The 13,113-nt window shown below is 71.9% G+C and carries 14 protein-coding genes; 10 read left to right on the top strand and 4 right to left on the bottom strand.

Annotated features, from left to right (window positions below):
- The first annotated feature begins 478 nt into the window (after positions 1-478).
- The 7 genes from ACFYST_RS01675 to ACFYST_RS01705 all read left to right on the top strand — a co-directional run bounded on the left by ACFYST_RS01675 (position 479) and on the right by ACFYST_RS01705 (position 8,427).
- On the top strand, positions 479-1,933 hold the full coding sequence (locus ACFYST_RS01675) for a DinB family protein (RefSeq protein WP_387859153.1): 1,455 nt from the start codon (positions 479-481) through the stop codon (positions 1,931-1,933).
- Positions 1,934-2,024: 91 nt separating this feature from the next.
- A complete protein-coding gene (locus tag ACFYST_RS01680) occupies positions 2,025-3,287 on the top strand; it encodes a SidA/IucD/PvdA family monooxygenase (RefSeq protein WP_387859155.1) in 1,263 nt (420 codons plus the stop codon).
- A 29-nt stretch (positions 3,288-3,316) separates the two neighbouring features.
- Complete coding sequence (locus ACFYST_RS01685; RefSeq protein ID WP_387859156.1) at positions 3,317-4,486, top strand: aminotransferase class V-fold PLP-dependent enzyme; 1,170 nt, start codon at positions 3,317-3,319, stop codon at positions 4,484-4,486.
- Between the two features lie 89 nt (positions 4,487-4,575).
- Positions 4,576-5,226 (top strand): hypothetical protein, encoded by a 651-nt coding sequence (locus ACFYST_RS01690; RefSeq protein WP_387859158.1) that lies wholly within the window; start codon positions 4,576-4,578, stop codon positions 5,224-5,226.
- 147 nt (positions 5,227-5,373) lie between these two features.
- Positions 5,374-6,576 carry an MFS transporter gene (locus tag ACFYST_RS01695; RefSeq protein ID WP_387635852.1) on the top strand — a complete coding sequence of 401 codons (1,203 nt, stop codon included), beginning with the start codon at positions 5,374-5,376 and terminating at the stop codon, positions 6,574-6,576.
- The gene (locus ACFYST_RS01700; RefSeq protein WP_387859160.1) at positions 6,573-7,775 is read left to right on the top strand and encodes an ATP-grasp domain-containing protein; all 1,203 of its coding nucleotides are present in this window, start codon (positions 6,573-6,575) and stop codon (positions 7,773-7,775) included. Before ACFYST_RS01695 ends, ACFYST_RS01700 begins: the two co-directional genes overlap by 4 nt.
- A 178-nt stretch (positions 7,776-7,953) precedes the next feature.
- The gene (locus ACFYST_RS01705) at positions 7,954-8,427 is read left to right on the top strand and encodes an Imm1 family immunity protein (protein WP_387859162.1); all 474 of its coding nucleotides are present in this window, start codon (positions 7,954-7,956) and stop codon (positions 8,425-8,427) included.
- 24 nt (positions 8,428-8,451) lie between these two features.
- Here the strand turns inward: ACFYST_RS01705 and ACFYST_RS01710 are convergent, their stop codons facing one another.
- Together ACFYST_RS01710 and ACFYST_RS01715 are read right to left on the bottom strand one after the other, a co-directional pair.
- Positions 8,452-8,973, bottom strand: coding sequence for a GNAT family N-acetyltransferase (locus ACFYST_RS01710; RefSeq protein WP_387859164.1), 522 nt, complete (start codon positions 8,971-8,973; stop codon positions 8,452-8,454).
- A 41-nt stretch (positions 8,974-9,014) separates the two neighbouring features.
- Positions 9,015-9,341: a putative quinol monooxygenase gene (locus tag ACFYST_RS01715; protein ID WP_387635843.1), complete on the bottom strand. Its 327-nt coding sequence runs from the start codon at positions 9,339-9,341 to the stop codon at positions 9,015-9,017.
- A gap of 121 nt (positions 9,342-9,462) precedes the next feature.
- On the opposite strand from ACFYST_RS01715, the gene ACFYST_RS01720 reads away from it, so the two are divergent.
- On the top strand, positions 9,463-9,663 hold the full coding sequence (locus ACFYST_RS01720; RefSeq protein WP_387859166.1) for a hypothetical protein: 201 nt from the start codon (positions 9,463-9,465) through the stop codon (positions 9,661-9,663).
- Between the two features lie 10 nt (positions 9,664-9,673).
- Here ACFYST_RS01720 and ACFYST_RS01725 read toward each other — a convergent pair whose 3' ends face one another.
- Positions 9,674-10,675, bottom strand: a complete 1,002-nt coding sequence (locus ACFYST_RS01725) for an oxidoreductase (RefSeq protein ID WP_387859168.1) — start codon at positions 10,673-10,675, stop codon at positions 9,674-9,676.
- 55 nt (positions 10,676-10,730) lie between these two features.
- On the opposite strand from ACFYST_RS01725, the gene ACFYST_RS01730 reads away from it, so the two are divergent.
- Positions 10,731-11,153 (top strand): MerR family transcriptional regulator, encoded by a 423-nt coding sequence (locus ACFYST_RS01730; RefSeq protein WP_387859169.1) that lies wholly within the window; start codon positions 10,731-10,733, stop codon positions 11,151-11,153.
- A 271-nt stretch (positions 11,154-11,424) separates the two neighbouring features.
- On the opposite strand, the gene ACFYST_RS01735 is transcribed toward ACFYST_RS01730, so the two are convergent.
- Entirely contained in the window at positions 11,425-12,507 is a 1,083-nt protein-coding gene (locus tag ACFYST_RS01735) for a PRC and DUF2382 domain-containing protein (RefSeq protein ID WP_387859171.1), read from the bottom strand.
- Between the two features lie 211 nt (positions 12,508-12,718).
- On the opposite strand from ACFYST_RS01735, the gene ACFYST_RS01740 reads away from it, so the two are divergent.
- Complete coding sequence (locus ACFYST_RS01740) at positions 12,719-13,096, top strand: hypothetical protein (protein WP_387859173.1); 378 nt, start codon at positions 12,719-12,721, stop codon at positions 13,094-13,096.
- Positions 13,097-13,113 lie beyond the last annotated feature (17 nt).

Here is a 13,113-nt window from a genome sequence, read left to right on the forward strand (position 1 = left end):
CTGCGACGGAAAAGGTCGCAGAAATACGCCTCCGGCCATGCCGGGTCGAGTGAGGAGAAAAACAGAGAAGACTGCGGAAAGGAGTGTCGGAACGCCTGTGGAGGGTGATCGCGGCGCCGGGCCGGCCGCTCGGTGCCGTCGCCCCGGCACACACCCGCCAACTGTTCTAACCCAGGTCGGGGCGCCGATCAAGGACCTTCGCGGCACTGTTCCGGTATGGGTGGAGCTTTCACTGTTGGGCCGCCTGGGGCGGCTACCGACCGATCGGTCGGGAGTGTCCGTTTTTGCCCGGTAGGGATTCGGTAAAAACCGCAGGTCAGTTTACTGGGCGCAACATCAACGCAACAATATTACCTTTGAACGCTTGACAGTGGACACGCCGAGCGGGGTAGGTTCATGATCGTGGCAGGGGGAGCCATGGCACGAATCCGCTGCCCTCCAGCCACTTCCGCCAAAAGCGCAAGGATTGGGTCCTACGTTGGCAGTTAAGTGGGCAGACCAGCACGACTTCCAGGCGCTTCTCAAGCGCTCCGAGATCGAGGACAAGCCGGTCCTCCTGGACCTCCACTCACCCGACTGTTCCGGCTGCGGAAATCATGACCGCAGCATTTACTCCGACCCGGAAATCGCCCGGGACATCATGGAGTACACGCTCCCCGTCCGGGTGGTCACCACCGACCCGGACCGGGCCAGCACCGACATCATCAACAACCACATCTTCATCTGGTCGCCGACCGTGCAGCTGCTCGCGCCGGACCAGACCCGCTACCACGAGTGGAACGGCGCCCCGCGCCGCACCCGCCTGTCGGTCGGCTACCAGACGGTGTTCCACGACACCCCGGGGCACCTGACCGCCGACAGCTTCAAGGCCCAGCTGCTGGTCGGCCGGGCCAAGGCCGCGCTGCGCAAGCAGAAGTACGGCGAGGCGATCCGGCTGTTCGACGAGGCCACCGCCCGCTTCCCGCAGGACAAGGTCACCGTCGAGGAGGCCGCCCGCTGGCGCAAGGTCGCGCAGAGCGGCGGCACCATCGAGACCTCCTGGTCCCGCCACAACCAGGTCACCACCTCGCCGCTGGCGGCCGCCGTCGAGCGCTTCGCGCAGACCGTCGCGGTGCTGCCCGACAGCGTCCTGATGAAGGACTGGATCGGCAAGCCCGGCCCCGGCGACTGGCAGTGGTACTCCGACTGCCTGCGCGAGGTCGTCCTGCAGGCCTACCAGGAGCTGTGCGACTTCGCGGTCGTCGCGGAGCGCGAACGTGCCAAGAACGGGCCGGAGTTCAACGACACCCACCGGCTGCTCGGCCAGCACCGCTTCGCCTACCGCGAGTTCCAGTCGCTGTTCGTCGGCGTCCCGGACGCGCTGCTCGACACCACCCCGCTGCGCTCCGAGCGCTCCATCCGCGAAAACCTCGCCCACGTGGTGATGGCCGAGTGGTGGGCCTACCGGCCGCAGATCCTGCACGCGCTGGACCGCGGCCGCAACGGCCTGCCGCCGGAGGTGGTGCCGGCCACCGACACCGTCGCCGAGCACGGCGAGCCGCTCGGCAGCCACGAGAGCCTGCACGAGCTGCTCGCGCTCTACGAGCGCCTGCACCTGCGCAACACGCAGGACTACTCGGAGATCACCGAGAAGGAGCTCGGCATCCGCTCCGCCTGGTGGGAGCTCGGCCCGGTCGAGCTGCGGTTCCGCCTCAAGCGGTACATCTGGCACCCGCGTGACCACGCCGTCTCGATCGACAAGATCCTCGACGCGGCCGGCCACCGGCACACCGCCAACCACCGCTTCGCGTCCCGGCTGTTCAGCGGCCTGGGCACCGCCGAGGCCGCGCTGATCGGCGCCGACGGCTTCATGGCCGACCGGGTCGCCACCCTCGCGGCCACCATCAACGAGCGGGCCGACGAAGCGGCGCGCCTGCTCGGCCAGGTCTCCTGACCTCTCGCACCACCCAGGGCCGGTTCCGCGCCCCCGCCGGGCGCGGGGCCGGCCCCCCGACCGTGCCGCCACCGAGGAAGGACCGACAACCGTGACCGTGGCAGACGTTGACGTGGAGATCCTCGGCATCGGGGCCGGCCCGGCCAACCTGGCGCTGGCCGTCGCCCTCGAGGAACTCGCCCCCGACCTCGCCCGCCGCACCCTGCTGGTCGAGCAGAACAGCCACACCGTGTGGCAGAGCGGCCTGCTCATCCCCTGGGCACAGAGCCAGGTCTCCTTCCTCAAGGACCTCGCCACCCTGCGCAACCCGCGCTCCCGCTACACCTTCGTCAACTACCTGCACCAGAGCGGCCGGCTGGACGACTTCATGAGCCTCGGCTCGTTCACGCCCTACCGCAGCGAGATCTCCGACTACCTGCGCTGGGTCGCCGAGGGCCTGGAGCACGTCGCCGTCCACCACCACCGCCGCGCCGTCCGCATCGACCCCGTCCGCGACCCGCAGGGCGCCCTGCGGCGCTGGGACGTGGCGTTCGCCGACGGCAGCACCGTGCGGGCCCGGCACCTGGTGCTGGCCGGCGGCCGCGACCCGCGGATCCCCGAGGTGTTCCGCGACCTGCCCGCCGAACGCGTGGTGCACAGCAGCGTCTACTCCGAGCGGATCGCCGCCCTGCCGCGCGACGTCCCGCAGCGGATCGCGGTGATCGGCGGCGCGCAGAGCGCCGTCGAAATGGTGCAGGCCGTCCGGGACGACCTGCCGGGCTGCACCCCGGTGCTGGTGGTCCGCGGCCTCGCCCTCACCCCGTACGTCACCTCCAAGTTCACCAGCCGCTTCTACTCGCCCGCCGCGTCCCGCGAGTTCCACGACCTCGACGAGCCGGCCCGCGCCCTGGTGCTCGCCGAGATGACCCGCAGCAACTACGCGGGCGTCACCCCCGAACTGCTCGACAGCCTCTACCACCAGCAGTACCGCGACCGGCTGGAGGGCAAGGACGGACTGCGCATCCTCACCGCCACCGAAGTGGTCGCGGCCACCGCCGACCAGGACGGCGTGGTCCTGACCCTGCACGACCGGCTCACCGGCGAGAACACCGAACTCGCCTGCGACCGCGTCCTGCTGGGCACCGGCTACGAACCAGGCATGCCCGCCGCCGTACGTGGGGTAGGAGAAGCGCTGGGGCTGCCCGAACTCACGGTGCAGCGCCGCTACCGGGTCCGCACGGCGGAGGGCGACCACGCCCGCCTCTACCTGCAGGGTGTCAACGAAGCCACCCACGGGATCGCCGACTCGCTGCTCAGCACCATGGCGAACCGGGCCGGCGACATCGTCGCCGACCTTCAGGACGAAGGGGTCTGACCACCCCCGCCCGAAAGGGAGTTGGCACCATGGACATCACGCACCTGCGGGCACGGACGCCCGGCTGCACCGAAACCGCCTTCTTCGACAACGCGGGCGCCGCGCTGCGCACCGAACACGTCACCAACACCGTCATCGACCACCTGACGCTGGAGAGCCGCCTCGGCGGCTACGCCGCGGCCGAGCAGGAGGACGACCGGGTCGAGGCGGTGTACACCTCGGTGGCCCGGCTGCTGAACGCCCGGCCCGAGGAGATCGCCCTGGTGGACAGCGCCACCCGGGCCTGGGACATGGCGTTCTACTCCATCGCGTTCCGCCCCGGCGACCGCATCCTCACCTCGCGCAGCGAATACCCGTCCAACGGCCTGGGGTACCTGCAGGCCAAGCAGCGCTTCGGCGTCTCCGTCGAACCGATCCCCGACGACAAGCACGGCCAGGTCGACCTCGACGCGCTCGCCGAGATGCTCGACCAGGGCGGCGTCCGGCTGGTCGCCGTCAACCACGTGCCGACCTACAACGGCCTGGTCCAGCCCGCCGCCGAGATCGGCGCACTGGCCCGCCGGGCCGGCGCGCTCTACCTGCTGGACGCCTGCCAGTCCGCCGGCCAACTCCCGCTCGACGTACGGGAGATCGGCTGCCACCTGCTGTCCGCCGCCGGCCGCAAGTACCTGCGCGGCCCGCGCGGCACCGGCTTCCTGTACGTCGACCGCGAGGTGGTCACCACCCTGGAGCCGCCGGTGCTCGACCTGCGCGCCGCCACCTGGACCGGCCCCGACCGCTACCAGATCCGCCCCGACGCCCGCCGCTTCGAGAGCTGGGAACGCGGCGTCGCCGACCTGCTCGGCCTCGGCGCGGCCGTGGACGAGGCCCTCGAGCTCGGCATCGGTCCGATCCGCGAACGCATCGACACCCTCGCGGAACAGCTGCGCGCCGGGCTCTCCGCCCTCGACGGCGTCCGGGTGCACGACCGCGGGCAGGTCCGCAGCGGCCTCGTCACCTTCACCAAGGACGGCCGCGACACCCAGCACCTGGTCGACGGCCTGCGCGCCGCCGGAGTGATCACCCTGCTCTCCCGGCCGTCCGCCGCCAAGTTCGACACCCACCCGGAGAAGCCCACCGAGGTGGTCCGCGCCTCCGTGCACTACTACAACACCGACGCCGAAATCGGCCGCCTGCTCGACGGCGTCGCGCAGCTGTGACACCAGGAACCGACCGCGGCACCGGCGCACCACTTGGCGCACCACCCGGCGACCGCACGCGCACCCGCACCGAGGCCAGGAAGCAAGGCATGACGTACCGGTTCTTCACCGTCGACGACACCCGCTCCGGCGAAGGCCCGGCAGCGGCCTCGCTGCTCACCAGCACCGCGATCGGCGTGTTCCGCACCGACCCGAGGCGGCTGATGGAACGGCACTTCGACATCCACCTCGCCGCCTCGCCCTGGGGCACCCGGGAGGTGATCTTCCGGCTGCCCGGGGGCGGCGTCCCACCGGACCTCGCCCAGCAGTACGGCGCCGAGGCGTGGACGGTCGGCGAACACTGCCTGGTCGCGTTCCGCACCGACTTCGCCGGCCGCGGCGCCAGGGCCGACCACCCGCTGGAGCGGCTGGCCGGCGTCCGGGCGGGCCTGGCGGCCGGCGACCGCCGGGCGCTGTACCTCGGCTGGCTCGCCCTGCTGGGCAACCCCGAGCAGTACGGGCCGGACGAACTGCGGGAACTGGCCGAGGAGTTCGAGCCGCCCGTGCCCGCCCGGCTGGCGGAGCCCGACGCCGGACTGCGGCTGCTCGCCGAGATCCTCTGCGTGGACACCCGGCTGCTGCGCGCCGCCACCCGCCCGGCCCCCGGCCCGACCCGCCCCGGCGCCGTCCGCGCCCGCACGGTCGCGGCGCTGCTGCGCGCCGCCGCCGCCCAGGGCCTCGCCCGCCGGGAGGCCGGCTGACCGCGACGCGCCCAGACACCACGCCCCATCCCCGGCCGGGCGCCCGCCACTCGCGGCAGCGCCCGGCCACCGCACGAGAAGGGATTCGCGGATGCCCCCGGCCGGCCTCTTCGAACGCTCCGTCATACCCACCGGGCGGTCCGCCCGGTGAAATCGTTCTGGCTCCTCACCGGCGCCTCCGCGGTCTCGACGATGGGGAACACCTTCCTCTACGTCGCCGTCCCGCTGGCGCTGCTCCAGTCCACCGGCTCCCCGCTGCTCGCGGTGCTGAGCGTCGCCGCGCAGAACCTCCCGTATCTGCTGGCGCCGCTGCTCGGCCCGTTCATCGACCGCTACGACCGGCGGGTGCTGTTCGCCCTCGGCGAGGTCGTCCAGGGCCTCGCGGTCGCCGCCATCCCGCTGGCGCTGTGGCACTCGCTGACCTGGGCGGTGTTCCTGGCGCTGTTCGTGATCGGCCTGGCCAACGTGGTCTCCGACGTGGCCGGCGACTACGGCCTGATCCCGCTGCTGGTGCCCGCCGAGCGGCTCGACCGCGCGTCCGCCCAGTTCACCGCCCTGCTGCTGGCCGCCCGCTTCGTCGGCCCCGCGCTGGCCGGCCTGATCATCGCCGGCCTCGGCTCCACCTGGGCGCTCGAACTCGACGCCGTCACCTTCCTGTTGACGGCGCTCACCACCCTCGGCATGCCCTACGCCCGGCAGGAGCCCACCGAGTCCTCGCTGGTCGCCATGCTCCGCGAGGGCGTCGCGTTCTTCCGCTCGCGTGCCGACCTGCGCCGGCTGACACTCGTCACCGCGCTGTACAACGTCGGCGCCGGCGCCCTCGAATCGACACTGATCACCGTCGGCCGCAGCGACTGGGAATGGTCGGCGCGCACCCTCGGCATCGCCATGTCGATCGCCGCGGTGGCCGCCGCGATCGGCGCCTGGCTCGCCCCGCGGGTGCTGATCGGCGACGACCGCAAACGCCAACTCGCGATCTGCCTCGGCGTGTGCGGCATCGGCACCCTCGGCCTGCTCACCCCGTGGCCGGTCGTGATGGTCGGCGGGTTCGCGGTGCTCTGCCTCGGCGAGGGCGGCATCAACGCCGCCGTCATGGGCTACCGGCAGCAGGCCATCCCCGACCACCTGTCCGGCCGCGTCAACGCGGTGATCCGCACCTTCGTCACCGGAGCCGTCCCGGCGTCCTCGCTGGTACTCGGCCTCACCATCTCGCTCGGCAGCTCCGCCCTGGTGTTCGCCCCCGTCACCCTCGCCGTCGGCGCCGCCTTCCTGCTCTGGACGACGATGCGCCAACCCGGGCCGCCCGAACCGACTTTGACGCCCGTCATCGAAGAGAGGATCGCACAGTGAAGAGGGTTCTCCTCGTCAACACCAGCGGCGACGTCGCGGCCCGCCGGCTCCAGGACCGCACCGACCTCCAGCTGTCCGTCATCACCAGCCCCAACTACCGCGGCTTCTACCGCGAGGACACCGACGTCACCTACGTCGACAACGTCGAGGACCTCACCCAGGTCCGGCTGGCCGCACTGGAGATCCGCCGCCGCAACGCCTTCGAGCACGTGGTCTCGCCGTCCGAGTACAGCCTGCAGGCCGCCGGGTACGTCCGCTCCTACTTCGGCATCCCCGGCGTCGGCTACGAGACCGCCAACGCCTTCTCCAACAAGTACGTGATGAAGCAGCGCCTGCACGCCGCCGGCCTGCCCGTCGCCCGGTTCCGGCTGCTCGGCTCGTTCGACGACGCCGCCGAAGCCGCCCGTGAACTCGGCTGGCCCGTCGTGGTCAAGCCCGCCCTCGGCGGCGGCAGCGAGGACATCTTCGCCGTCCACAGCGCCGAACACCTCGCCGAACTGGCCACCTCCGAACGGACGTTGTCGCTGCGCACCTCGCCCTACCCCATGATCGCCGAGGAGTTCGTCGACATCGCCACCGAATACCACTGCGACGGCATGGTGGTGGACGGCGAGGTCCGGTTCGCCTCCGTCGCCAAGTACTTCACCCCGCTGCTCCAGGCCGTCGGCGACCTGGTCGGCTCCTACACGGTGCCCGTCGACGACCCCGTCGCCAAGGAGATTCGCGACCTGCACGACGCGGCCGTCGCCGCCCTCGGCCTCACCGGCGGCGTCACCCACCTCGAGGTGTTCCAGACCTCCACCGGCTTCCTGATCGGCGAGGTCTCCTGCCGCCCGGGCGGCGGCGGCATCGCCGACCTGGTCGCCCACCACCACGGCATCGACCCGTGGCACGTCCTGATCGAAACCGCCCTCGGCGAATCCCCGGCCGTCGACGCCCACACCATGGACGGCTGCTCCGCCGTCTACTTCCTGCCCCGCCCCCAGGGCACCATCGTCGAACTGTCCACCGAGGCCGACCTCCGCGCCCTCCCCGGCGTCACCCACGTCGAAATCCGCGCCCGAATCGGCGAGCTCGAGACCGGCGCCATGCACTCCGCCACCCAGACCGGCTTCGTCCTGCTGAACGCCCCCACCGAGACGGAGGTCGCCGAACACGTAGCCGCCCTGACCCGCGCCTACCGGATCCGCACCGAATAGACGACTGCTGAGCGGATTGTCGGTGGGCCGGGCAAGAATCGCCGGCGGCTCGACGAATCGTCACACCCCGCCCTGCCGTCGGCAGCGCGGGGGCTCAGGATCGGATGTCCACAGTGCACCTCAGCATGCCCGCCGCCGCGCGGCGCTCCCCTGCGGCACCGGCAGGGAGCGGCCGGCCGTGATTCTGGAGATCTGGTACGACCGAGAGGCCAGGCGCCCTGCCGACGCGGAGGAGACCGAGACCATGGTCGCCGAGGCCCTCCGCGCGGCAGCCGGGAGCCAGGCAGCGTTCTGCTTCCGCGAACCGGGAGCCGAGCACCGCAGCGCCGAGCTCTGTGTGACGGTCGACGAAGCAGGCGAATACGGAGCCCTGTCGTGGCTGAACGTCGGCCACAAGGGCGGAATCCACGACTGGCTCTGGCTCTCCGACAACCCCCACCCCTCGGGCGCCGAGCCGGCGTTGGTCGCGGACGACCACACCGGCGCGCAATTCGATCCCGCCAGCGTCCTGCCGATGCCGCTGATCGCCGCGGCGGTCCACGAGTACTGCCGCGGGGGCACCGGCGAACGCCCGACCTCCGTCGACTGGGTCACCGGCGAGTACAACGGATACCGCAACGACGACGGCAAGGGCGGCATCCCCGAGGACTGAACCGCCCCCGTCCCCGGTCTGCTCTCAGCCCGCTCCGGCCGCCCGTTCGGCGATCGCCGGGGCGGGCCAGGCGTACTCGTAGCCGGGGAGCCGGAAGCCGGGGAAGTCCACCTCGCGGTGGGCGACGGGCGTGCCGCCGTGGCGTTCGTAGAAGGCGATGGCCCGGGTGTTGTCGGCCAGTACCTCCAGGTAGAGGCTCTGGCCCGGGTGCCGGTGCAGCATTCGGTCGAAGACGTGGGTGAGCAGGCGGTGTCCGACCCCGGAGCCGATCAGTCCGGCCCGGACGTGCAGGTTGTCGAGCAGGACCCGGCCGTCCGGCTCCGGTACCAGGTAGGCGAAACCGGCGAGCACCGGCCCGTCCTCCGCCAGCGCCAAGTGGCCGTCTTCGCCACTCAATCTCCGTTCCCAGAGGGCGAGTTGCTCGGCGGCCAGCGGCCCGGCCAGGTATTCGGCGGGCATCAGTGCCGCGTACGCGTGCTGCCAGCTCGACGTGTGGAGCCGGGCGATCTCGCCGGCGTCCCGGGCGCCCCCGGCGCGAATCCTCATCGTCCGGATCATACCGACGGCGCCCGATGCGGACCGGGTGGTCAGCCGCGCGGCTGGACCTCGGCCATCTGGGACCAGCCGTTGCCGGGGACCTTCATGTTGACGATCTCGGGGATGGTGGCGACCGCGCCGGACATCTTGTCCATGGCGTCCTTGAAGTGCGCGGAGTTGACGTGCTGCGAGCCGGCCTCGTCGTCGGCGAAGGCCTCGAGCAGGACGAACTGGTGCGGGTTGTCGACGCTGCGCGACCACTCGAAGAACAGGTTGCCGGGTTCGTTGCGGGTGGCGGCCGTGAAGTCGGCGACCAGGTCCAGCCACTTGTCGCTCTGCTCGGGGCGGACGGTGAACTTCACCGCGATGAAGATCATGAGGGTCTCCTTCGTTCGTTTTCGGATTCCAGGAACGGGCCCCGGAAAATCGTTCGTGCGAACTCCAACGATCCCCCACCTGCGGTGTCACGCGCGCACCGGGGTCAACCCCAGGGTTGCCGTGCCGCTGTCGGCGGGCCTGTGGCTGGCGGCGGGGTTCGCGGCCAGGGTGAGCGTCGAGGTGGCGCCGGCGCAGCCGCTGATCGGGACGGGCGCGGTGTGGCTGTTCGCCAACCGCGTGATCTCCGAACTCGGCCTCGCCAGCCGCGCCCAGGCCATCGTGGTGGCCTACGAGAGCGGGCTGGTGACCCCCGGCGCCTGAGCGGGCGGCGTCAGCCGGGGATCGGTGCTGCGCCGGTCGCGGCGAGGGAGAGTTCCCACAGGCGGGCGGCCGCAGCGGGGTCGATGGCGTGGGTGTGGACGCCGCCGTCGTCCATCGGCGTTCCGGGGGAGACGGCGACGGCGACCTCGCAGTCCTCCAGGTACAGGCCGCCGTGCCCGGCGAGGAGTGGGGAGGTGGCGGCCCACAGGCCGGTGGCGGCGCCCTGCGAGGGTGTCTTGAATCCGGCGCCGATCACCGTGCCCTGCTCGTCGATCCAGCCGCGGTCGATCTGCTCGCGGAGCGTCATCTCCCGCTGCAGGCCGGTGATGATCTTTCCCGGGTGGAGCGCGAAGGCCCGGACGCCGTCCCCGCGTCCGAGCGCGTCGAGGTGCACGGCGAACAGCGCGTTGGCGGTCTTGGCCTGGCCGTACGCCAGCCACTTGTCGTAGCCGGTGCCGAAGTGCGGGTCCCGCCAACGGAATTCGGTCAGGGCGTGGCCCGCCGAACTGTTCACCACCACGCGCGCGCCGCCCGGCGCGGCGAGTCGGGGGTAGAGCGCGCAGGCCAGCGCGAAGTGCCCGAAGTGGTTGACGGCCAACTGGCTCTCCCAGCCGGGCCCGACCCGCCGCTCGGGCGTGGCCATCACCCCGGCGACGGCCATCAGCAGGTCGATCCGCGGCAGCAGACCGGCGATCCGGGAAGCGGCGGCCCGCACGCTGCCGAGGTCGGCCAGGTCCATCGGGACCACCTCGCAGCCCGCCACCCCCGCGAGCGCGGCGCGGGCGATCCCGGGGCGGCGAGCGGGGACGACGACCCGGGCCCCGGCGGCGGCCAGCGCCCGCGCGGTCTCCAGGCCGAGCCCGGAGGAGCCGCCGGTGACGACGGCGTTCGTGCCGGACAGGTCGAGTCCGGCCAGCACGTCCCGGGCGGTACTGGCGGCGGAGAAGGGCGAGCCGACCAGCCGCTGATCGGCGACGGGCACAGCAGTTCGGGTGGTGTCGGAGCTGGTCATGGCGAGGACGCTACGAGCTGGAGCGCGGTCCAGCTCAAGTCCTACGCTGTGGTCCATGACAGCCACCGGGACCCCCGCAGAGCCGCTGGGCATCGGCGAGGTCGCCGAACGGACCGGGCTCAGCATCGACACGCTGCGCTTCTACGAGCGCGAACACCTGCTGGTCGGACCGGTCGGACGCACCGCCGGTGGCCGGCGGAGGTACAGCACGTTCGACGTCGAGTGGCTGCTGATCTGCGTCAAACTCCGGGAATCCGGAATGCCGTTGGCCGAACTCAGGCGCTTCGCCGAGCTGGTGCGCTCCGGCCCCGGCAACGAAGCGGAGCGCCTCGACCTGCTCGAAGCGCACCGGCAGCGCGTCGACGCCCGGATCCGGGAACTCGAGGAGTGCCGCGCCGTCATCTCCTGGAAGGTCGGCGTCTACGCCGAACACCTCGCCCGCGGCGAGGCCGGCGGCCTCTGGGACCCGACCGCCTGACACCTGTCCGGCCGCGCTGCAACCGGCGCGGTAGCGGGCGGAGCGACATCGACCCCAGGTGTGACGCCCCGTCATGGACCGGCTGGCCACGGTGCCCTACCGGCGGTCGGTGGCGCACGCACCGTGCCGCCCGGACGGATCGGCGAAGAAAGCTACGGGGGCGCTCGCAGCCCGGGACCAACTCGGTCGACTCCTGCAGCGTGTCCTACTGACCCACCCGGGGCCGCGAGCGACCGTTCAGGCCGGTCGCTCGCGGCCCCGGAGCGACCCCTCAGCGGCCGGCCCGGCCGCCCTTGTCCTCGCCGGACATCGGCCGGGTGGCCGTCTCGTCGGGCAGTTCGGCCTCGATGCGTTCCTTGCGGACCTCACCTGTGACGGTCTGCTGCTCGACGCGCTCCTCGGTCACCAGCCGCACCCGCTCGACCGGTACGGCCTCGGTGTGCACGATCGGGCGCTCCGCGTGCAGGACGACGTCGTACTCGGCCTCGGCGATCGGTTCGCGGGACATCGCCGCGGTCCGGTTCGCCTCGGTGATCGGCTCGCGCTCGATCCGGACCTCCTCGTGCCGGATCGGCACGGTCTGCCGCTCCTCCTCGGTGACGACGTACTTGCGCAGTCGGGCGCGTCCGGTCTCATACCGCTCGACGCCGACGTGCAGCCGCTCCTCGGAGAGGGTCATCACGTCGTCCCGCCCCGCCCGGCCGCGCATCCGCTCCTCGGACCGGGCCATCGTCTCGTCCCGCGCCGTCCGGGCCTCGGTGGTCCGGGCGTCGGCCCTGCCCCCGGTCGCCGCCACGCCCGTGGCCGCGGCGCCGGTGGTGCCCGTCCCGGTGGTGGCGGTGACCCGGGTGCCGGACATGTCGGAGGCGGGGGCGGGGGACTCCCGGCCGGCGCTCGGCATGGTCGGCCTGGTCGCCGCCGTCGTGTTCTCGTCCGTGCGGGCCCGCTCGGACCTGCCCGTGGTGGCCGCGCTCCCGCTGTCCCGGTGCGCCCAGCCGCCCTCGCCGGGCTCGTTGGCGGCCTTCCAGGCGTCGTCCCACTCGATGCCGTAGTGGCTGAACAGCCGGCGCTCCTCCTGCTCGGACAGGTGGCCGCCGCGGTCGACGTCCACGTTCGGGGCGTCCTTGACCTTGTCCTTGCCGTACGGGACCTGGAGGTGGTCCCCGACCATCTCGGCGTCGCGGATCGGCACGAAGGACTGGTTGGACCCGAACCGCCCGGTCTTGATGCTGACCCACTCCGGCCGGCCGGTGGCGTCGTCGAGGAAAAGGTGGTCCGCGGTGCCGATTCTGTTGCCGTCGGCGTCGTGCACGGGGTGGTGCAGGACGGAGCGGATCTGTTCTTCGGTGATCATGAATTCACGCCTCCTTCACATATCCAGCGTCAGGGCGGATGGTCCAACGGCGCGAGTCCAAACCCCGGCAGAACGGTCCGCAACATGCCGGACGCGAACGGTGACGCACGAATGCCGGAAGGCCGCGGATATCTGCCGAACGGCAGATGGCGGCCGCGCCCGGATCGGCGAGGCTCGGCACCGCACCCGACCGAACCGCCCGGAGGAACCGGTGAACCGACGCCCGAAGACTCTCCTGCTCGCTCTCGCGGTGGCCGCCCTGCTGCCGCTGACCGCCTGCGCCGACGCCTCCGAGGCCAAGCCCGAGGAACACACCTTCGAGTTCACCGGCACCACCCTGGACGTCAAGGCGCACGGCAACCCAACCGACCTGATCCCCGCCGACCGCACCGACGTCAAGGTCACCCGCTGGTTCGACACCGGCGCCCAGGTCGGCAGCAAGAAGCTCAGCTGGACGCTGGAGGACGGCACCCTCGACCTGCACGCCGGCTGCACCGGACTGGCCGACTGCGAAGCCAGGTTCCGCGTCGAGGTGCCCCGCAACGTCGCCGTCACCCGCGACGGCAAGCCCACCGACCTCAAGGGCTGACAGCGCCCCGCGAACCA

Source organism: Kitasatospora sp. NPDC004614 (assembly GCF_042873675.1).
GTDB lineage: Bacteria > Actinomycetota > Actinomycetes > Streptomycetales > Streptomycetaceae > Kitasatospora.

What these genes read in the sequence shown, in the direction of transcription:
- ACFYST_RS01730 (WP_387859169.1), top strand. Translation starts at nt 10,731, where the DNA reads ATGACAGCCACCGGGACCCCCGCAGAGCCGCTGGGCATCGGCGAGGTC.
- ACFYST_RS01735 (WP_387859171.1), bottom strand. Translation starts at nt 12,507, where the DNA reads ATGATCACCGAAGAACAGATCCGCTCCGTCCTGCACCACCCCGTGCAC.
- ACFYST_RS01690 (WP_387859158.1), top strand. Translation starts at nt 4,576, where the DNA reads ATGACGTACCGGTTCTTCACCGTCGACGACACCCGCTCCGGCGAAGGC.
- ACFYST_RS01725 (WP_387859168.1), bottom strand. Translation starts at nt 10,675, where the DNA reads ATGACCAGCTCCGACACCACCCGAACTGCTGTGCCCGTCGCCGATCAG.
- ACFYST_RS01685 (WP_387859156.1), top strand. Translation starts at nt 3,317, where the DNA reads ATGGACATCACGCACCTGCGGGCACGGACGCCCGGCTGCACCGAAACC.
- ACFYST_RS01715 (WP_387635843.1), bottom strand. Translation starts at nt 9,341, where the DNA reads ATGATCTTCATCGCGGTGAAGTTCACCGTCCGCCCCGAGCAGAGCGAC.
- ACFYST_RS01710 (WP_387859164.1), bottom strand. Translation starts at nt 8,973, where the DNA reads ATGAGGATTCGCGCCGGGGGCGCCCGGGACGCCGGCGAGATCGCCCGG.